This window comes from Nocardioides marinisabuli (genome assembly GCF_013466785.1).
Lineage (GTDB): Bacteria > Actinomycetota > Actinomycetes > Propionibacteriales > Nocardioidaceae > Nocardioides > Nocardioides marinisabuli.
The window spans coordinates 632,714-651,424 of sequence record NZ_CP059163.1 but is presented as its reverse complement, the minus strand read 5'-3'; the positions used below and the strand labels follow the sequence as shown (position 1 = coordinate 651,424).

Annotated in this window: 17 protein-coding genes and 1 pseudogene; 10 read left to right on the top strand and 8 right to left on the bottom strand. The window is 73.3% G+C overall.

The features are described 5' to 3' along the window. Positions 1-3 precede the first annotated feature (3 nt). The 5 genes from H0S66_RS03025 to H0S66_RS03005 form a co-directional block, all read right to left on the bottom strand. Positions 4-531, bottom strand: a complete 528-nt coding sequence (locus H0S66_RS03025; protein ID WP_179614078.1) for a TetR/AcrR family transcriptional regulator — start codon at positions 529-531, stop codon at positions 4-6. Between the two features lie 166 nt (positions 532-697). Continuing rightward, positions 698-1,279 carry a TMEM165/GDT1 family protein gene (locus H0S66_RS03020; RefSeq protein WP_179614077.1) on the bottom strand — a complete coding sequence of 194 codons (582 nt, stop codon included), beginning with the start codon at positions 1,277-1,279 and terminating at the stop codon, positions 698-700. A gap of 228 nt (positions 1,280-1,507) precedes the next feature. Then, entirely contained in the window at positions 1,508-2,332 is an 825-nt protein-coding gene (locus H0S66_RS03015; RefSeq protein ID WP_179614076.1) for a shikimate 5-dehydrogenase, read from the bottom strand. A 76-nt stretch (positions 2,333-2,408) separates the two neighbouring features. Beyond that, complete coding sequence (locus H0S66_RS03010; RefSeq protein ID WP_179614075.1) at positions 2,409-3,437, bottom strand: LLM class F420-dependent oxidoreductase; 1,029 nt, start codon at positions 3,435-3,437, stop codon at positions 2,409-2,411. A 48-nt stretch (positions 3,438-3,485) separates the two neighbouring features. Continuing rightward, on the bottom strand, positions 3,486-5,576 hold the full coding sequence (locus tag H0S66_RS03005; RefSeq protein WP_179614074.1) for an acyltransferase family protein: 2,091 nt from the start codon (positions 5,574-5,576) through the stop codon (positions 3,486-3,488). Between the two features lie 153 nt (positions 5,577-5,729). Between H0S66_RS03005 and npdG the strand changes: the two genes are divergently transcribed. Further along, positions 5,730-6,401, top strand: coding sequence for an NADPH-dependent F420 reductase (npdG, locus tag H0S66_RS03000; RefSeq protein ID WP_179614073.1), 672 nt, complete (start codon positions 5,730-5,732; stop codon positions 6,399-6,401). Positions 6,402-6,551: 150 nt separating this feature from the next. On the opposite strand, the gene H0S66_RS02995 is transcribed toward npdG, so the two are convergent. Beyond that, positions 6,552-7,034, bottom strand: coding sequence for a DUF6328 family protein (locus H0S66_RS02995; RefSeq protein ID WP_179614072.1), 483 nt, complete (start codon positions 7,032-7,034; stop codon positions 6,552-6,554). 207 nt (positions 7,035-7,241) lie between these two features. On the opposite strand from H0S66_RS02995, the gene H0S66_RS02990 reads away from it, so the two are divergent. Beyond that, the gene (locus H0S66_RS02990) at positions 7,242-8,303 is read left to right on the top strand and encodes a glycerophosphodiester phosphodiesterase family protein (protein WP_179614071.1); all 1,062 of its coding nucleotides are present in this window, start codon (positions 7,242-7,244) and stop codon (positions 8,301-8,303) included. Here H0S66_RS02990 and H0S66_RS02985 read toward each other — a convergent pair. Then, complete coding sequence (locus H0S66_RS02985) at positions 8,300-8,566, bottom strand: hypothetical protein (protein WP_179614070.1); 267 nt, start codon at positions 8,564-8,566, stop codon at positions 8,300-8,302. The genes H0S66_RS02990 and H0S66_RS02985 overlap by 4 nt on opposite strands. Further along, a complete protein-coding gene (locus H0S66_RS02980; protein WP_179614069.1) occupies positions 8,563-9,687 on the bottom strand; it encodes a PspC domain-containing protein in 1,125 nt (374 codons plus the stop codon). The genes H0S66_RS02985 and H0S66_RS02980 overlap by 4 nt, the downstream gene beginning before the upstream one ends. Positions 9,688-9,770: 83 nt before the next feature. On the opposite strand from H0S66_RS02980, the pseudogene H0S66_RS20745 reads away from it, so the two are divergent. The 8 genes and pseudogenes from H0S66_RS20745 to betT all read left to right on the top strand — a co-directional run. After that, positions 9,771-9,944, top strand: a pseudogene (locus tag H0S66_RS20745) (PspC domain-containing protein); the annotation flags it as partial. A 146-nt stretch (positions 9,945-10,090) separates the two neighbouring features. After that, positions 10,091-10,420, top strand: a complete 330-nt coding sequence (locus H0S66_RS20740; RefSeq protein ID WP_276529369.1) for a hypothetical protein — start codon at positions 10,091-10,093, stop codon at positions 10,418-10,420. Between the two features lie 697 nt (positions 10,421-11,117). Further along, positions 11,118-11,726 (top strand): LuxR C-terminal-related transcriptional regulator, encoded by a 609-nt coding sequence (locus H0S66_RS02970; protein ID WP_218876461.1) that lies wholly within the window; start codon positions 11,118-11,120, stop codon positions 11,724-11,726. Positions 11,727-11,749: 23 nt separating this feature from the next. After that, positions 11,750-12,778 carry an aldo/keto reductase gene (locus tag H0S66_RS02965; protein WP_179614066.1) on the top strand — a complete coding sequence of 343 codons (1,029 nt, stop codon included), beginning with the start codon at positions 11,750-11,752 and terminating at the stop codon, positions 12,776-12,778. A gap of 27 nt (positions 12,779-12,805) precedes the next feature. Beyond that, positions 12,806-13,162: a hypothetical protein gene (locus H0S66_RS02960; protein ID WP_179614065.1), complete on the top strand. Its 357-nt coding sequence runs from the start codon at positions 12,806-12,808 to the stop codon at positions 13,160-13,162. 171 nt (positions 13,163-13,333) lie between these two features. Then, entirely contained in the window at positions 13,334-14,851 is a 1,518-nt protein-coding gene (locus H0S66_RS02955; protein ID WP_179614064.1) for an aldehyde dehydrogenase family protein, read from the top strand. Beyond that, on the top strand, positions 14,848-16,596 hold the full coding sequence (betA, locus tag H0S66_RS02950) for a choline dehydrogenase (RefSeq protein WP_179614063.1): 1,749 nt from the start codon (positions 14,848-14,850) through the stop codon (positions 16,594-16,596). The genes H0S66_RS02955 and betA overlap by 4 nt, the downstream gene beginning before the upstream one ends. After that, a complete protein-coding gene (gene betT / locus H0S66_RS02945) occupies positions 16,593-18,653 on the top strand; it encodes a choline BCCT transporter BetT (protein ID WP_179614062.1) in 2,061 nt (686 codons plus the stop codon). The genes betA and betT overlap by 4 nt, the downstream gene beginning before the upstream one ends. Positions 18,654-18,711: the final 58 nt, after the last annotated feature.

The following is an 18,711-nucleotide window of genomic DNA, read 5'->3' as shown; positions in this document are numbered from 1 at the left end:
GTTCTACCTCCGTGCGGTGTGGGTGCCGACCTCGCTGAGGAACATGTCCACAGCGCGGGGGACGAGGCGACGCCAGCGCTCGCCCCCGGGGTCGTTGGCGTTCTGCTGGCCGGCCAGGCCCGCGAGCAGCGCGGTCCACAGGTCGGAGGCGTCGGGGTCGGTGATTTCGTAGCGGTCGAGCAGCCGGTGCAGGCGCTCGAGGGAACGCACCGCGCAGGCGTAGGACTCCTCGCTGGGGGTGAACCCGGGGACGGGGCGCTGGTTCATGAGCGCGTGGCGCTCGGGGTCCGCAGCCATGGCGTCGAGCCAGGTGGTGGCGACGAGCAGCAGCCCCGCCCTCGGGTCGTCGGTCGGCAGCTCGGCCTCGAGGTCCGTCGCCGTGACGTCGAACTCCGCCCAGGCCTGGCCGAACATCGCGTCGACGATCGACATCTTCGAGTCGAAGTGGCCGTACAACGACGGGGCGCGCATGCCCACGCGCTCGGCGACGCGCCGTTGGGTCAGCCCCGACCAGCCGGACTCGCGTGCCACGGCCCAGGCGGCGTCGAGGATCTCGCCCCGGGTGTCCTCCCTGCGCCGGCTTCGCCTATCGCCGTTCGGTTGGCCTAACATTGTTAGATAGTGCGCGTCGAGGGCGGCGGAGTCAAGGGTCTCGGCTCCCGGCAGAGGACCTGGCTCGGCGCAGGGCGAGCCGAGATCAGCCGGCCAGGCGGACGCCGTCGCCGATGAGCAGCAGACCGAACAGCGCGAAGAGCGCGGCCGCGCCCCACGTGATGACGCGCTCGGGCAGCCGCCTGCCCAGGACGGCGCCGACCCCGATGGCGAGAGCGTCGGCAGCGACCGTGCCGAGGGTGCTCCCGAGCCAGGTGCCGAACCAGCCCTCCTGGGTGGCGAGCGTGATGGTGGCGAGCATGGTCTTGTCGCCGAGCTCGGCGAGGAAGAACGCCACACCGACGGCCACGATCGCTGCCCCCTGACTGGTGCGGGCCTTGTCCGCCTCCTCGTCGGTGAGCTCGTCCCCGCGCAGCGTCCAGGCGGCGAACCCCAGGAAGGCGACGCCGGCGAGGACCGAGATCCAGTGCTGCTGGTCGGCGAAGGCGTCGCCGATGAAGTACCCGATGCCGACCGAGGCGAGGTGGACGACGGCGGTGGCGGCCGTGATCCCGATGATCACGTCGCGCACCCGGTAGCGCGCGGCGAACGTCATCGCCATCAGCTGGCTCTTGTCGCCGAGCTCGGCGACGAAGATCACGGCAGTGCTGAGCAGGAAGGCGTGCATGGTGACTCTGGTCCTCTCCGGCCCGGCCGGAGGACGCTGCCCGTGTCGGGGAGGACCCTTCGACCAGGCGCGACCTCATGGGGGCGTGCGAACTGGTCGAAAGTCTCGTCCGCCACCTACCGGTGGCCTGCCGTGCCGGGCCCCGGGGGGGCCAGTGTGTCGACGCGGCTGTTGGGGACTACTCCCTTTCGTGGAGGACCTTACCCGAGCGCTCTCCACCACCGGGCCTCACCCGGGGGCGCTGGCACGACTGAACGACGACGCCCGCGCGACCTGGTCGTCGGTGAGCCGCACGCCGGTGTAGCGCTCGAACTGACGGGCCGCCTGCAGCGCGATCACCTCGGCGCCCGTCACGACCTTGGTCCCCGCGGCCCTGGCGGAGCGCACCAGAGGGGTCTCGGCCGGCATCGCGACCACGTCGAGGACGACCTCGGCCGCCTCGACGAGATCCACCGGGAAGGAGAGCGCGTCCTCGTCGGCGCCGGACATGCCCAGCGGGGTGACGTTGACGAGGACACCGTGCCCGGTGGTCGGCAACCCGGTGATCGACCGGTAGCCGTACCTCTCGGCCAACGCCCGCCCCGCGGACGTGTTGCGGGCCAGCACCGTCAGGTCGTCGAAGCCCGCCCCTCGGAAGGCGGCCACGACCGCCTTGGCCATGCCGCCCGACCCGCGCACCAGCACGGGCAGCGACCGGTCGACCCGGTGCTGATCGAGCAGCGTGGCGACCGCCTCGTAGTCGGTGTTGGAGGCGCTCAGCCTGCCGTGGTCGTTGACGATCGTGTTCACCGAGTCGATGGCCGTCGCCGACGGCTCCAGCACGTCGACCAGGGGGATGACGGCCTCCTTGAACGGCATCGACACCGAGCAGCCTCGGATGCCCAGGGCGCGCACGCCCGCCAGGGCTCCGGCGATGTCGTCGGTGGAGAAGGCCTTGTAGACGAACGGCAGTCCCAGCTCGTCGTACAGGAAGTTGTGGAAGCGGGTGCCGATGTTGGACGGCCGGGCGGAGAGGGACACGCACAGCGTCATGTCCTTGTCGAGGATCGGCATGCCCCGATCTTCGCCTACCGGCTCGCGTGCCCCTCGAGCACCTGCGGTCGCAGGCGCCCCGCTGGCCGGGGACGGCTCAGGACACCCACTCCTTGACCTGCGCGATGGTCGCGGCCGGGTCCTCGGTGGCGGGGTTGACCTGCAGGTTGGTGACACCGGCCTCGCGGAAGGCCGCGATGCGCTCCTGGACGTACGACGCGGGGCCCACGAGGTTGCCGGCCTCCAGCCACTCCAGCGGCACGGCCGCCTCGGCCTCCTTCTTCTTGCCGTCGAGGTAGAGGTCCTGGATCTGCTTGGCCTCGGCCTCGTAGCCGTACTTGCAGGCCATCTCGTTGTAGAAGTTCTTGCCGCGCGCGCCCATGCCGCCGACGTAGAGCGCGTACATCGGGCGCATGAAGTCGAGCATGCCCTTGACGTCCTCGCCGATCGCCACCATGCCGCCGGCGCTGATCTCCAGCGGGGCCAGCTCCTCGGAGCGCTTGGCGGTGCCCTTGGCCAGCGCCTCGCCCCACACCGAGTGGGCCTTCTCGGGGAAGAAGAGGAACGGCAGCCAGCCGTCGGCGACCTCGGCGGTCATCGCGACGTTGGCGTCGCCCAGCGCGGCCACCCACAGGGGTATCGAGGGGCGCTCGGGGCGGTTGAGCAGCTTGAGCGGCTTGCCCAGGCCCAGGCCCTGGTCGGCGGGCAGCGGCAGCGTGAAGATGCCGTCGGCCTCGAGCTTCTCGTGGCGCAGGCCCGAGCGCAGCAGGCGGATCACCTCGCGGGTGCGGCCCAGCGGCTTCTCGTACGGCATGCCGTGGAAGCCCTCGATGACCTGCGGCCCCGAGGCGCCCAGGCCGATGACCGCGCGGCCGCCGGAGACGTTGTCGAGGCCGGCGGCGGTCTGCAGCAGCGCGCCCGGGGTGCGCGAGTAGACGTTGAGGATGCCGGCCGCGATCTCGACCGTCTCGGTCTTGGCGGCCAGGTAGCCCATCAGCGTGGGGGAGTCGAAGCCGTAGGGCTCGGCCACCCAGATCATGTCGAGACCGGCCTTCTCCAGGTCGACGACCTGGTCGGCGGTCTCCCGCGGGTTGCCGGCGTAGACGAGGGGCATCGACAGCTTCATGGACGTGACCGTAGCAGCGCCGCTGTCACCGTCGCGGCAGCCCGACCGTCAGTCGGTCATCCTCAGGGCCCGGCCCAGCGACCCGGCGAGCCCGGCGGCGTACTCGGTGGTGAGGTGGTCGGTGTCGCGGTAGGTCAGGGTGCCCCCGACGACGACGGGGCAGTCGCCCTCGAAGCACAGCCACGGCGTCGGGTCGACGACGTCGGCGCCGGCCAGCAGCGCCGACTTCACCACGATGTCGCCCAGGATCGTGGAGCGCTCGACCGGCTCGAACATGCACGAGCCGAGGCTGGGGGTCGCCGAGGTCAGGCACTCGCCCGGGTCGGTGGCCGACTTCGGCACGTCCTTGATGACGACCACGCGGCCGGCGTGGTCGCGCAGCTCGTCGAAGAGCTCGTCGTAGCCGCGCTCGAGCTCCGGGGCGATCTTCTCGATGGTCAGCACCCGCCGCCCCTCGACCCACACCCCGTTGACCGGCGGGGAGGAGGACACCACGACCAGGTCGGGGGAGAGGGCGGCCACCTGGTCGGTGACCCAGTCCTGGAACTCGTCGCAGCCGGTGAAGACCACGGACTCCTTCAGCGGCGCCACGCTCACGTGGCCGGCCGGGCACTGCGGCTTGACCAGGTAGAACGCGCGCCACCCCGAGTCGAGCGTGATCCGCTCCATCGCGGGGATCCACGCCCGGGCGTGGGAGTCGCCGATGACCACGACCGTGCGGTCCCCGGTCGCGTCGCCGCGCACGCACAGGCGGCGTACGTCGTTCTCGTAGTCGCACTCGCCGACGTCGGCGATGCTCTGGCGCAGGTCGAGCAGGTCGGGGGTGAGGTTGCTGGGGATGGCGACCTCCTGGCGGGCCGCGCGCACCGAGGCCTTGACCAGCGCGACCGTCTCGTCGTGGTGGTCGCGCTCGCCCTGCACCTGGATCGCGGGGTTGTCGCCCCCCTCACCGCCACGCCACTCGGTGTAGTGCCACGACCCGGACGCGGCGCCGACGACCAGCACCAGGCTGGCCGGGTAGAGCACCAGCGGCCGCGGCGAGGGCAGCCGCACCGATAGCCGGCCGCTGCGGAACGGCGTCTCCACGAAGCGGTAGGTCAGCGCGGCCAGGTTGAGCACCACCAGCACGGTCACCAGGCGCTCGGTGACGGTGAGGGCGCGGCCCAGGTGCTGCTCGGTGATCACCAGCGCCGGCCAGTGCCAGAGGTAGAGCGAGAACGACCAGTCGCCCAGCACCCGGGCCGGACGACAGGTCAGCAGCCAGCGCACGGGCGCGGGGTGACCGGCGCTCGTGCTGCCGGCGGCCACCAGCGCGGCGGCGCCGAGGACGGGCAGCAGGGCGGCCGCCCCGGGGAACGGGGTCGCGGGGGACAGCGCGACGGACGCGACGCCGATGGCGCCCAGGCCGGCGAGGGCCAGCAGCCACGACAGGAGGCGCGGCACCCGCGGCGCGAGCCGCGGCAGCACCAGGGCCAGGACCGCCCCGACCCCCAGCTCCCACACCCGGGCCGGGGTGGAGAAGTACGCCGCCGCCGGGTCGGCCGCCGTCGAGACCAGCGACCAGGCCAGCGACGCGCCGCTGACCACCACCAGCACGACCAGCAGGGCCCGGCGGGTCAGGCCGGGGCGCCCGGCGCGGCCGGCCAGCGCGGCCAGGGCGAGCACCAGCAGCGGCCAGACGACGTAGAACTGCTCCTCGACCGCCAGCGACCAGTAGTGCTGCAGCGGCGAGGGGCCGGTGCCCTCGGCGAAGTAGGAGACGCCCTCGCCGGCGAAGTGCAGGTTGGCGGCGAACAGGCCCGACCAGACGGCGTCGTCGACGAGGTCGCGGGCGTTGACCAGCGGTAGCCACACCAGCGCCGCCGCCAGCGTCACCACCAGGACCAGGGTGGCCGCGGGCAGGATGCGGCGCGCCCGCCGCGACCAGAACCCGGCCAGCGAGAGGCGGCCCTCGGCCTCGACCTCGCGCACCAGCAGCCCGGTGATCAGGAACCCGGAGATCACGAAGAAGACGTCGACGCCGACGAAGCCGCCGTCGAGGAACGGGACCCCGGCGTGGGCGGCGATGACCAGCACGACGGCCAGGGCACGCAGGCCCTGCACGTCGGCGCGGTGCCTGCTGCCGCTGCTTGCCGCCACCCTCGTGCCTCCCCATGTCGCTCCGGCCCTCATGGTCTTAACAGGTGACCGGGCCGATCGTTACGCGCCACGAGGGTGCCATGATCGCGTGGCGCCCGGGCGGGACCCGCCCGGCGCGGCCCAGAACTTCGCCGAGCCCCGAGGAGCACCAGCGTGACGACGACCTACCGCATCGCAGTGATCGGCGGCACCGGCCCGCAGGGCAAGGGGCTGGGCTACCGGTTCGCGAAGGCCGGCCACAGCGTGGTCCTGGGGTCGCGCTCGGCGGAGAAGGCCGGTCCGGTCGCCGACGAGGTCACCGAGCGGCTCGCGGGCGTCGAGGGCGCCGGCTCGGTCACCGGTGCCGCCAACGCCGACGCGATCGGCGAGGCCGACGTCGTGCTGCTCGCCGTGCCGTACGACGGCCACGCCGAGCTCGTCGAGTCGCTCCCGCTCGCGGGCAAGACGGTCATCTCCTGCGTCAACCCGCTCGCCTTCGACAAGCGCGGCGCGCACGGCCGGGTCATCGACGGCGGCGAGGGCTCGGCCGCCGAGGAGGCCCAGCGCCTGCAGCCCGAGGCCACCGTGGTCGGTGCCTTCCACAACGTCTCCGCGGTGCTGCTGTGGGGCGAGGACGACTACCTCGACGAGGACGTCCTGGTCGTCGGTGACGTCGTCGAGGCCAAGGAGGTCGCCATGGACCTCGCCGAGGCCGTCACCTCGCGCCGCGGCATCGACGCCGGCAAGCTGCGCCTCGCCCGCCAGCTCGAGCCCTTCACCGCGGTGCTGATCTCCATCAACCGCAAGTACAAGACCCACGCCGGGGTGCGCATCTCCGGCGTCTGACCTCGCCGTTGGTCGCGCAGCCGCCGCGACCGTGACACCGGGTCGTGGCCTGAGTCGTGGTCTGGGTCGTGGGTCCTGGACGCGCCTGGGCGCGTCCGTGGGTACACGACCCGGACCACGACCCTTCTCGCGTGGCAGTGAGGCGTCGTCTCAGGAGGAGTGGCGCAGCATCCGCTGGGGTACGCCGACCAGCAGGAGCAGCACCACCGCCAGCAGCGGCACCCCGGCGACGACGCCGGCCGTGCGGCCCAGCACCACGTCGAAGACGAAGATGCTGATGCCGACCAGCAGCAGCCCGATGCCGGTGAGCACGCCGGCCACGAACAGCTCGGCCACCCGCACCAGCCGCTGCTTGACGTGGCGACCCGAGATCCGGCGGTGCACCGCGATCGGCGTCACCACCAGGGCCGTGGTCAGCAGGGCGACCACCACGATCACCAGGTAGAGGGTGCGCTGGTAGGTGTCGAGCTCGTCGAACTTGCTCTGGAACGGCAGCGTCAGCAGGAACCCTGCGATCAGCTGGGTGCCGGTCTGCATCACGCGCAGCTCCTGCAGCAGGTCGTTCCACTTGCGGTCCGCCTGCTCGTCGATCGTCTCCTCGCGCCCCGACCCCCGTGGCTCCCAGCTCGCCATGACGGCAACCTACCCAACGACAAGCGTCTGCGTCGGTCGAGGAGTGACGAGCGCCAGCGAGGAGCGTCGTCGAGACCTGGTGGGGTGGGCGCTCGCTGCTCGACCACCGGCTGGGAGAGGGTGTGACGTTGATCCGGCCGCCCAGGGCTCACCGTCCGTTCACCTGGGCGTCGCCGCGTCGTTCGAGGCCCCACGCACCGTGGGGGTGTGACCACGCAGATGCCGCGTCCGACCCGCCGTACGTCCTCGCTCGCCGTGACCCCCGCCGTCGTCGCCCACCGCGGCGCCAGCGGCTACCTGCCCGAGCACACGCTGGCCGCCTACCGTGCGGCGATCGCGCTGGGGGCCGACGACATCGAGCTCGACCTGGTGAGCACCCGGGACGGCGTGCTGCTGGCCCGGCACGAGCAGGAGCTGTCACGCACCACCGACGTGGCCGACCACCCCGAGCTGGCCGGGCTGCGCACCACCAAGCTCGTCAACGGGGTCGAGACGACCGGCTGGTTCGCCGACGACCTGACCCTCGAGCAGGTACGACGCCTCCGCGCACGCGAGCGCCTGGCCGAGCTGCGGCCGGGCTCGGCCGCCCACGACGGGCTGCACCCGGTGCCGACCTTCGACGAGGTGCTGACCATGGTCGGCGAGGAGTCGGTGGCGCGGGGGCGCAGCATCGGTGTGATGGTCGAGCTCAAGGACCCGGCCTGGTCCGCCGCGCAGGGGCTGTCGCTCGTCGACCCGCTGGTCGCCGACCTGCGCCGCCACGGCCTGGACCACGCCCGCTCGCGGGTGACGGTGATGACCTTCGAGCCCACCGCGCTGCAGCAGCTCGCGCCGCTGCTGAGGGTGCCGCTGGTCCAGCTGCTCGGCGAGCTCGACCGCCGCCCGGCCGACCTGGCCGCCCTCGGCGACCCCCGCACCTTCGCCGACCTGGCCTCCCCGGCGGGTCTCGCCGAGATCGAGCGGTACGCCGACGGGATCGGCGCCCGGCACAGCCTGGTCACCCGCGACGTCGCCGGCCGGATGGTCGCCTCCGACCTGGTGCGCGACGCCCACCGCGAGTGGCTGGGCGTGCACGTGTGGACCCTGCGCGCCGAGGCGGCGTACCTGCCGGCGCCCTTCCGCGACCAGGCGGACCACGGCGACCTGGCCGGCTACGCCACCCTGCTGCTCGACCTGGGCGTCGACGGACTGATCACCGACCACCCCGACGTCGTCGTGGCCGCCCGCGACGCCCACTCCGTCGGCCCGCGGGTGCGCACCGCGAGCTAGCGGCGGCGGGCGGCGCCGACCGTGGTGGCCAGCAGGCCGGCCGCGCCGGCGACCAGCCACGGCACCGGCAGCAGCCAGCGCAGCGCGTCGCCGTCGAGGGCGTCGGCGGCCAGCACCGCCCAGATGGTCACCAGGCCGAGGAAGGCCAGGCCCATCACCAGCTGGCCCACGTTGACGGGGTGACGCCCCCGGGCCCACCAGTCCTGGTCGGCCTGCTCGGTCTGGTCCGGCTGGTCCGTCGGGTCGACGGCGTGCTCGTTCACGGGGTCCTCATCTCGATCTCGCCGAGGCCGACCTCGGCCTCGATGGTCAGGGTGGGGGCACCGACCGGACGGTCGGGGCTGGTGCGGCGCAGGGAGACGTCGAGGCCGCCGGTCTCGTCGCCGAAGAGGGCGATGTGGCCGGCCGAGGCGGTGCCGGCGGCGACCACCTCGAGGCCCTCCGGCACCAGCACCTCGATCCGTCCGAGGTCGGCCGTCAGGGTCAGGGTGCGTCCGTCGAGCCGGTCGAGGTCGCCGATCGAGGTCAGGTCGACGACCATCTCGCCGGCGTCGATGCGGTAGCCCTCGGCCAGCGCGTCGGCCGAGGTCGGGGTGCGCAGGAGGTCGTCGCCCTCGTAGTGGTCAGCGGCCGCGGCGATGCCCAGCACGGGCACCAGCAGCAGCCCCGCGAGGATCAGCCCGCCGGCCCGGCCGAAGAACGAGCCCACGACGAGCACGGCACCCACGATCGCCAGCGCGAGCGCCGGGTAGGCCGCCGCCGCCACGGGGGCGCCGGCGAGGTCGGCGGTGCCGAGCACGCCGACCGCCAGGGCGACCAGGGCCAGGGTGAAGAGGAAGAGCCGCGGGCCTCGGCGCCGCGGGGAGCGGGGCCCCTCGGCCGGCGCCACCTCCGCGGTCCGGTCGCGGCGCTCGTCGCGGCGCGACAGCAGCCAGGCCACCAGCAGGGCGACCAGCACCAGCGGCCACGGGAACCACCAGTCGCCGCCCGAGCCGACCACCACGTCGCCGAGCAGGGCGAGCCCGGCCACGGCGCCGACGAGCACCAGGACGACCGTGCGGCTCCGGGCGTCGAGGGAGATCGTGGCCTCCCCGGTGTCGTCGCGCGGCACGAACAACCAGCCCGCGACGTAGAGCAGCAGGCCGGCGCCGCCGAAGAAGGCGAGCACCACGAAGGCGACCCGCAGGACCACCGGGTCGACGTCGAGGTGGCGGCCCAGGCCGCCGGCGACGCCGGCGACGTGGCGGTCGGTCGAGGAGCGGCGCAGGCTGGAGAGGTCGCGGACCTGGGCGGCGCTGACGCGCGGGCCCTGGTCGTCGGGACCGGCGTCGGCGCCCTCGGGTGCCCCGGGTGTCCCGGGTGCCTCGGGTGGTGTCGTGGTCATGGCTCCAGCCTGCGCCGCCGCGGCCCGCGGCACCATCGGGGAACACCCTGGTCCTCGGGGTCAGGATCCCGGGGTCGTCCCTCATGGTCCCGGCCGGGGCGCGGTGCGACGATGGAGCCCTGATGACCAGTGCCGAGCTCCAGCCCCGCCGGGCCTACCGCGACACCCACGACCTCGTGCTCGGCGGCGTCGCGGCGGGCCTGGCGCGCCACCTGGGGCTGCCGCCGCTGTGGGTCCGCCTCGGGTTCGTGCTCACCGCGGCGGCCGGCGGGCTGGGCATCGTGCTGTACGCCGGCCTGTGGCTGGTGCTGCCGACCGACGCGGCCTTCGAGCACAGCGCGCCGGGGCTCGAGGGGCCACCCGCGGCGGCCGCCGCCCACGGCGCACCCGCAGGCTGGGCGACGTGGGCCAGGTGGTGGCGCTCGGGGCGATCGCGCTGGGGCTGCTGCTGGCGGCCGAGGCGGTGCTCGGTCAGGGCGTGGTCTTCTGGCCCGTCGCCTTCGGTCTCGCCGGGGTCGCGCTGCTGTGGCGCCAGGCCGACGAGGCCCAGCGCGAGCGGTGGCTCGACAGCACCGGGCGCATCGACCCGGTGCGCGTCGTCTTCGGCTCCGGCGGGTGGGCGTCGTACGCCCGCGTGGGAGCGGGCCTTCTGCTGGTGGTCGCCGCGCTCGGCTGGTCCTGCTGCGCGGCGGCGGGGCGGCCGCGGCCCGCGACCTGGTGCTGGCCACCCTGATCGGCGTCGCGGGCATCGCGGTGGTCGTGGGGCCGTGGGTCTACCGGCTGGCCTCCGACCTGACCGCCGAGCGCGAGGAGCGGGTGCGCAGCCAGGAGCGCGCCGACGTCGCCGCCCACCTGCACGACTCGGTGCTCCAGACGCTCGCGCTGATCCAGCGCTCGGCCGACGACGGGGCGACGGTCGCGCGGCTGGCCCGGGCCCAGGAGCGCGACCTGCGCGCCTGGCTCTACAGCGAGGAGGCCGTCGACGACAGCACGTCGCCAGCGCCCTGCGCGCCGCCGCGGCCGCGGTCGAGGACACCCACGGTGTCGCCGTCGACGTGGTCGCGGTCGGCGACGCGCCCCTCGACGAGACCCTGCGCCCCGTGGTCGCCGCCGCCGCGAGGCCCTGGTCAACGCGGCCCGGCACGCCGGGGTGCCCCGCGTCGACGTCTACGCCGAGATCGACGAGCGGGCCGTGGAGGTCTTCGTGCGCGACCGCGGCCGCGGCTTCGACCTCGAGGCGGTGCCCGCCGACCGCTACGGCGTGCGCCGCAGCATCCTCGACCGCCTGCAGCGCCACGGCGGCACCGCCGAGGTGCGCACCGCCCTCGGCGCCGCACCGAGGTGCGCCTGCGCCTGCCCCGCCCACCCCAGGAGGACCAGTGACCACACCCAGCCGGCCGATCCGCGTCGTCGTGGTCGACGACCACGCCATGTTCCGCACCGGGGTGCGTGCCGAGCTCGGCGCGGTGGGGGAGGGCGTCGTCGAGGTCGTCGCCGACGCCGCCGACGTCGAGGAGGCGGTGCGCGCGGTCGCCGAGCACACCCCCAACGTGGTGCTCCTCGACGTGCACCTGCCCGGCGGCGGCGGGGTCGAGGTGATGCGCCGCGACCGCACCGGGAGCACCCGCTACCTCGCGCTCTCGGTCAGCGACGCCGCCGAGGACGTCATCGGCACCATCCGCGGCGGGGCCCGCGGCTACGTCACCAAGACCATCACCGGCGCCGAGCTCGTCGACGCCGTACGCCGCGTGGCCGACGGGGACGCGGTCTTCTCGCCCCGGCTGGCGGGGTTCGTGCTCGACGCCTTCGCGGGCACCTTCGCGGTCGCCGAGGTCGACGAGGACCTCGACCGGCTCACCGAGCGGGAGCGGGAGGTGATGCGCCTGATCGCGCGCGGCTACGCCTACCGCGAGGTCGCCGGCGAGCTGTTCATCTCGGTCAAGACCGTGGAGACCCACATGTCGAGCGTGCTGCGCAAGCTCCAGCTCTCCTCGCGCCACGAGCTCACCCGGTGGGCCACCGACCGTCGACTGCTGTGACGGGGTGGGGGAGGATCGGCCCCATGCGCTACACGACCCTCGGACACAGCGGCTGCGCCGTCTCCCGCCTCTGCCTCGGCACCATGACCTTCGGAGCCGAGACCGACGAGGCCGGCTCCCACGAGCAGCTCGACGTCTTCGTCGAGGCCGGCGGCACCCTCGTCGACACCGCCGACGTCTACACCCACGGCGTCTCGGAGGAGATCATCGGCCGCTGGCTCGCCGACCGTCCGCGCGAGGTGACCGACCGGGTCGTGCTCGCCACCAAGGCCCGCTTCCCGATGGCCGACGACACGCAGGGCGGCGGCTCCTCGACGCGCCACCTGACCCGGGCCCTCGACGCCTCCCTGGGCCGGCTCGGGGTCGAGTCCGTCGACCTCTACCAGGTGCACGCCTGGGACCCGGTGACCCCGCTCGAGGAGACGCTGCGCACCCTCGACGGCTTCGTGCGCTCGGGGCGCATCCACCACTACGGGCTCTCCAACTTCACCGGCTGGCAGCTGACCAAGGCCGTGCACACCGCCCGGGCCCTCGGCCTGGCCCCGCCGGTGACCCTGCAGCCGCAGTACAACCTGGTCGCGCGCGAGGTCGAGTGGGAGATCGTGCCCGCGGTCCTCGACGCCGGGATGGGGATGCTGCCCTGGGGCCCGCTCGCGGGCGGCTGGCTGAGCGGCAAGTACACCCGCGACGAGCGGCCCACCGGTGCGACCCGCCTGGGCGAGGACCCGGGGCGCGGCATGGAGGCCTGGGAGCGACGGGGCACCGAGCGCACCTGGCGCATCATCGAGGCCGTACGCCGCGTGGCCGACCAGGCGGGGGCCTCGCCCTCGCAGGTGGCCCTGGCCTGGCTGCGCGAGCGCCCCGGCGTCAGCTCGACGATCCTCGGGGCCCGCACCACCGAGCAGCTGCGCGCCAACCTGGCCTCGATCGACGTGGTCCTCGACCCGGAGGCCACCGCCGCCCTCGACGAGGCCAGCGACCTGCACGCCACCGACTACCCCTACGGCGAGCTGGGGCAGCAGCAGCGCTCCCGCGCCCTGGGCGACGGCTGAGCCCGCGCGCGACCTAGGATCGCGGCCGTGGACACCCTTCGCCTGATCCTGCTGTTCGTGCACGTCCTGGGCTTCGCGGCCCTCATCGGCGGCACCCTCGCCCAGGCCGGCCCCGGCCCCTTCAAGGTCAACGCGGCCATGCGCGACGGGGCCGGCACCGCCTTCGTCGCCGGCCTGGCCCTCGTCGGGGTGCTCGAGGCCGGCGACGCCGACGTCGACCACGCCAAGGTCGCCGTCAAGCTGCTCGTCGGGCTGGCCGTGCTGGGCCTGGTGATGGCCAACGTGCGCAAGGAGCAGATCTCGCGCGGGCTGTGGGCCGCGGTGCTGGGGCTGAGCGTGCTCAACGTGGCCGTCGCGATCTTCTGGTCCTCCGCGCACGTGTAGGCGGCTACGCCCCTAGGGGTGAGGTCCGCGGCCGTAGGGTCCGGCAGGTTCGAAGACCTCGGGAACACCCCGTGGGGCGCCACCGCTCCCGGCGTCGGCGGCTCGACGTGCCACGGGTGGCACCGGTTCGACTCTGAGGTCCCCTGAGACGCCGAACCCCCGAGGAGTGCCGTGCCCGACCTGTTCATCGACGGAACCTGGTGCGACGCCGCTGACGGCGCCACCCGAGACATCCACTGCCCCGCCGACGGCCGCCACGTCGCGACCGTCTCGGAGGGCGGCGAGAAGGACGCGGTGGCGGCGGTCGTCGCCGCGCGCAGCGCCTTCGACAACGGCCCCTGGCCGCAGACGCCCGCGCCCGAGCGGGCCGCGCTGCTGCACCGGCTGGCCGACCGGCTCGAGGCCGACAAGGACGAGGTCGCGCGGCTGGAGTCGCTCGACACCGGCAAGCGCTTCGTCGAGTCGCAGATCGACGTCGACGACATCGTCTCGGTCTTCCGCCACTTCGCCTCGCTGGCCCAGGCCGAGGCCGGCCGGGTCGTCGACACCGGCATGCCCGACGTGGTCAGCCGGGTCGTGCACGAGCCGATCGGTGTCTGCTCGCTCATCACGCCCTGGAACTACCCGCTGCTGCAGACCTCCTGGAAGGTCGCGCCCTGCCTGGCCGCGGGCAACACGTTCGTGCTCAAGCCCAGCGAGCTGACCCCCTCGACGGCGATCTGGCTGATGCGGGCCCTCACCGACGTCGGGCTGCCCGACGGCGTGGCCAACCTGGTCCTCGGCGCGGGCGACCGGGTCGGACCGACCCTGACCGAGGCCCCCGAGGTCGACCTGGTCTCCTTCACCGGCGGGGTCGTCACCGGCCGCCGGATCATGGCCGCGGCCGCGCCGACGGTCAAGAAGGTGGCCCTCGAGCTCGGCGGGAAGAACCCCAACGTGGTCTTCGCCGACGCCGACCTCGACGCCGCGATCGACAACGCGCTCACCGCGATCTTCCTCGACTCCGGCCAGGTCTGCTCGGCCGGTGCCCGCCTGGTCGTCGAGGACACCGTCCACGACCAGGTCGTCGACGAGCTGGTGCGCCGCGCCGGGCTGATCCGCCTCGGCGGACCCTTCGACGACGACGCCGAGACCGGCCCGCTCATCAGCGCCGCCCACCGCGACAAGGTCGAGGCCTACGTGGCGGCCGGCCTCGCCGAGGGCGCCACGCTGCGCGTCGGCGGCGCGCGCCCCGAGGGGGCGGCGTACGAGCAGGGCTTCTACTACCTGCCCACCATCCTCGACGACTGCTCCGCCGACATGTCGTGCGTGCAGGAGGAGAGCTTCGGGCCGGTGCTGACCGTCGAGCGCTTCACCGGCGAGGACGCCGACGCCCGCGAGGAGGCGGCGGTCTCGATCGCCAACGACACCGTCTACGGCCTGGCCGGCGCGGTGTGGACCAGCGACGCGGGCCGGGCGCAGCGGGTCGCGGGCCGCCTGCGCCACGGCACGATCTGGATCAACGACTACCACCCGTACGTCGCCCAGGCCGAGTGGGGCGGCTACAAGCAGAGCGGCACCGGCCGCGAGCTCGGGATCGCCGGGCTGGAGGAGTACCGCGAGACCAAGCACATCTGGCACAACACCCGGCCCGCCCGCGCCGGCTGGTTCCGAGACGACCGCAGCGACCGAGAGGACACCCAGGCGTGAGCAGCAAGAGGTACGACTACGTCATCGTCGGCGGCGGCTCGGCGGGCTCGGCCCTGGCCAACCGCCTCTCGGCCGACCCGTCCACCAGCGTGCTGGTGCTCGAGGCCGGGCGCAACGACACCAAGCTCGACCCGTTCATCCACATGCCCGCGGCGCTGCCGTACCCGATCGGCAACCGGCTCTACGACTGGAAGTACGAGTCGGAGCCCGAGCCGCACATGGGCGGGCGCAGGGTCTACCACGCGCGCGGCAAGGTGCTGGGCGGGTCGTCGTCGATCAACGGGATGATCTTCCAGCGCGGCAACCCCGCCGACTACGAGCGCTGGGCCGCCGAGGCCGGGATGGAGCAGTGGGACTACGCCCACTGCCTGCCCTACTTCAAGCGGATGGAGACCTGCACCGCGGGCGCCGACGCCTGGCGCGGCGGCTCCGGGCCGCTGGTCCTCGAGCGCGGCTCGGCCAGCTCGCCGCTCTTCGGCGCGTTCTTCGAGGCCGTGCAGCAGGCCGGCCACCCGCTCACCGACGACGTCAACGGCTACCGCCAGGAGGGGTTCGCCAAGTTCGACCGCAACGTCCACCGCGGTCGCCGGCTCAGCGCCAGCCAGGCCTACCTGCACCCGGTGATGAACCGCAAGAACCTCGACGTGCAGACCCTGGCGATGGTCACCGGGCTGCGCACGCAGGGCACGCGCGTGACCGGTGTCGACTACGTGCGCGGCGGGCGGCTCAAGCGCAGCGTCGAGGCCGGCGAGGTCATCCTCTGCGGCGGAGCCATCAACTCCCCGCAGCTGCTGCAGCTGACGGGCATCGGCCCGGCCGACCACCTGCGCAGCCTGGGCATCGACGTGCTCGCCGACCTGCCCGGCGTGGGCGAGAACATGCAGGACCACCTCGAGGTCTACATCCAGCACGCCGCCAAGCAGCCGGTCTCGATCGCGCCGTGGCTCAAGCACCGCCACAAGCCGCGCATCGGCGCCGAGTGGCTCTTCGGCCGGCGCGGCGTCGGGGCCTCCAACCACTTCGAGGCCGGCGGGTTCATCCGCAGCAACGACGAGGTCGCCTACCCCAACCTGATGTTCCACTTCCTGCCGATCGCGATCCGGTACGACGGCTCGCAGCCGGCCGCCGAGCACGGCTACCAGGTGCACATCGGGCCGATGTACTCCGACGTGCGCGGCTCGCTGCGCATCAAGAGCCGCGACCCGATGCAGCACCCGGCGCTGCAGTTCAACTACCTCTCCACCGAGCGCGACCGCCAGGAGTGGATCGAGATGGTGCGCGCGGCGCGCCACATCCTCGAGCAGCCGGCGTTCGCGGCCTTCTCGGCCGGCGAGATCTCGCCCGGGCCGGGGGTCAGCACCGACCAGGAGATCCTCGACTGGGTCGCCGAGGACGCCGAGACCGCCCTGCACCCCTCGTGCACCGCCAAGATGGGCACCGACGACATGGCGGTCGTCGACCCGGCCACGATGCGTGTCCACGGGGTCGAGGGCCTGCGCGTCGTCGACGCCTCGGTGATGCCGTTCGTGACCAACGGCAACATCTACGCCCCGGTGATGATGCTGGCCGAGAAGGCCGCCGACCTGATCGCCGGCAACGAGCCCCTCGCCCCGCTCGACGTGCCGTACTACAAGCACGGCGCGGGGATGCCGCTCTACCCCGAGGGGGATCCGCGCAACGACGCCGCACCCGGCACGGTGCGGGGCAGCAACCAGCCCGCCGGGACCATGGGAGGCCAGTCATGAGCACCGACACCACCGGGACCCCCGGGCGGCTCGACCCCGACCCCTCCGGGGAGCCGTCGGCCCGCATCAACCTGCCGGTCTTCGTGCCGTCGGCCCTGATCTCGCTCGCGGTCACGGTGTGGTGCGTCGTGGCGCCCGACCACGCGTTCAGCACCCTGGAGGGCGTCGTCGGCTGGGTCTCCACCTGGTTCGGCTGGTTCTACATCGCCCTGACCACCGCGGTGCTGATCTTCGTGATCTACCTCGGCTTCTCCCGCTACGGCTCGGTGCGCCTGGGCCCCGAGCACTCCAAGCCCGAGTTCTCGACCGGGGCCTGGGCGGCGATGCTGTTCGCTGCCGGCATCGGCACCGACCTGATGTTCTTCGCCGTCTACGAGCCCGTCACCCAGTACCTCGCCCCGCCCTCGATCCAGGGCGAGACCGTGACCGCCGCGCGCGAGGCGACCGTGTGGACGCTCTTCCACTACGGGATCTCCGGGTGGGGCATGTACGCGCTGATGGGCATGGCGCTGGCCTACTTCGCCTACCGGATGAACCTGCCGCTGGCGGTTCGCTCGGCGCTCTTCCCGCTGGTCGGCAAGCGCGTCGACGGCCCGATCGGGCACGCCGTGGACACCGCGGCGGTGATCGGCACCATCTTCGGCGTGGCCACCTCGCTGGGCATCGGCGTGGTCAGCCTCAACGTCGGGCTCAACGTGGTCTTCGGGGTGCCGCAGGGCCTGGCGACGCAGACCGCGCTGATCGTGCTCGCGGTCGCGATCGCCACCTTCTCGGCCGTCAGCGGCATCGAGAAGGGCATCAAGCGCATCTCCCAGCTCAACGTGCTGCTGGCGATCCTGCTCGCGGTCTACGTGCTGGTCACCGGCCGCACGGCGTACCTGCTCAACGCGCTGGTGCTCAACGTCGGCGACTACGCGCGGCTCTTCCCCGACATGACGATGCAGACCTTCGCCTACGAGGACACCGGCGACTGGATGAGCTTCTGGACGCTGTTCTTCTGGGCCTGGTGGATCGCCTGGGCCGCCTTCGTCGGGCTGTTCCTGGCCCGCATCTCGCGCGGGCGCACCATCAAGCAGTTCGTGGCCGGCACCATGATCATCCCGTTCAGCTACATCCTGATGTGGGTCGCGATCTTCGGCAACGCCGCCATCGGCGAGATCCGCAGCGGCAACACCGACTTCGCCGAGGCCGCGGCCGAGGCGGTCGACCCGTCCGAGGGGCTGTGGGCGCTGCTGCAGGAGTACCCCGCCTTCCCGGTGGTCGCCACCCTGGCCATCGTGGTCGGGCTGCTGTTCTACGTCACCTCCGCCGACTCCGGCGCCCTGGTGATGGGCAACCTGACCTCGCGGCTGCGCACCGTCAACGACGACGCCGGCGCCGGCCTGCGGGTCTTCTGGGCCGTGGTGACCGGTGCCCTGACCCTGGCCATCCTGGCGGCCGGCAGCATCTACGCGCTGCAGTACGCCACCGTGATCGTCGGCCTGCCCTTCGCGTTCGTGATGATCGTGGTGATGTGGGGGCTCTACCGGGCGCTGGCCATCGAGGGCCACATGGTCGACAGCCGCCGCTCGGCCCTGCCCGGTGCGCTCTCGAGCCGCACCACGGCACCCGACCCGCGTCGCCACGTGCCGTGGCAGTCGCGGGTGCGCCGGGTGATGACCTTCCCCTCGGCCGAACGGGTCGAGGAGTTCGAGTCCACCGTGGTGGTCCCGGCCCTCGAGGAGGTCGCCGGCGAGCTGCGCGAGCAGGGCGTGGGCGCCGAGGTGGTCTCGGTCGTCGACGAGCGCGGCGAGCCGGCCATCGAGCTGCTCGCCGACGTCGGCGCCGAGCTGGCCTTCCACTACAAGGTGCAGCGGCGCACGGTGCCGATCCCGGCGTACGGCGGCTGGGCGCCGCGCGGCAACGAGCGCTACTGCCGCCTCGAGGTGCACCTGCGCGACGGCGGCCAGGACTACGACGTCATGGGCTACACCCACACCCAGCTCATCGACGACGTGCTCGACCAGTACGAGCGGCACCTGGAGTTCCTGCGCCGCGCCGACGGCGCCGGTCTCTGAGGTCGCACCGAGGACCGCCGGGCAGGGGGTGGGGGCGCTCGCACGTAGGCTGGCCCCA

Excerpts from the sequence above, each read along its gene's own strand:
- H0S66_RS02995 (WP_179614072.1), bottom strand. The coding sequence starts at position 7,034 with ATGGCGAGCTGGGAGCCACGGGGGTCGGGGCGCGAGGAGACGATCGAC.
- H0S66_RS02980 (WP_179614069.1), bottom strand. The coding sequence starts at position 9,687 with ATGACCACGACACCACCCGAGGCACCCGGGACACCCGGGGCACCCGAG.
- H0S66_RS03010 (WP_179614075.1), bottom strand. The coding sequence starts at position 3,437 with ATGAAGCTGTCGATGCCCCTCGTCTACGCCGGCAACCCGCGGGAGACC.
- betT (WP_179614062.1), top strand. The coding sequence starts at position 16,593 with ATGAGCACCGACACCACCGGGACCCCCGGGCGGCTCGACCCCGACCCC.
- H0S66_RS02970 (WP_218876461.1), top strand. The coding sequence starts at position 11,118 with ATGTTCCGCACCGGGGTGCGTGCCGAGCTCGGCGCGGTGGGGGAGGGC.
- H0S66_RS03020 (WP_179614077.1), bottom strand. The coding sequence starts at position 1,279 with ATGCACGCCTTCCTGCTCAGCACTGCCGTGATCTTCGTCGCCGAGCTC.
- H0S66_RS03015 (WP_179614076.1), bottom strand. The coding sequence starts at position 2,332 with ATGCCGATCCTCGACAAGGACATGACGCTGTGCGTGTCCCTCTCCGCC.
- H0S66_RS02965 (WP_179614066.1), top strand. The coding sequence starts at position 11,750 with ATGCGCTACACGACCCTCGGACACAGCGGCTGCGCCGTCTCCCGCCTC.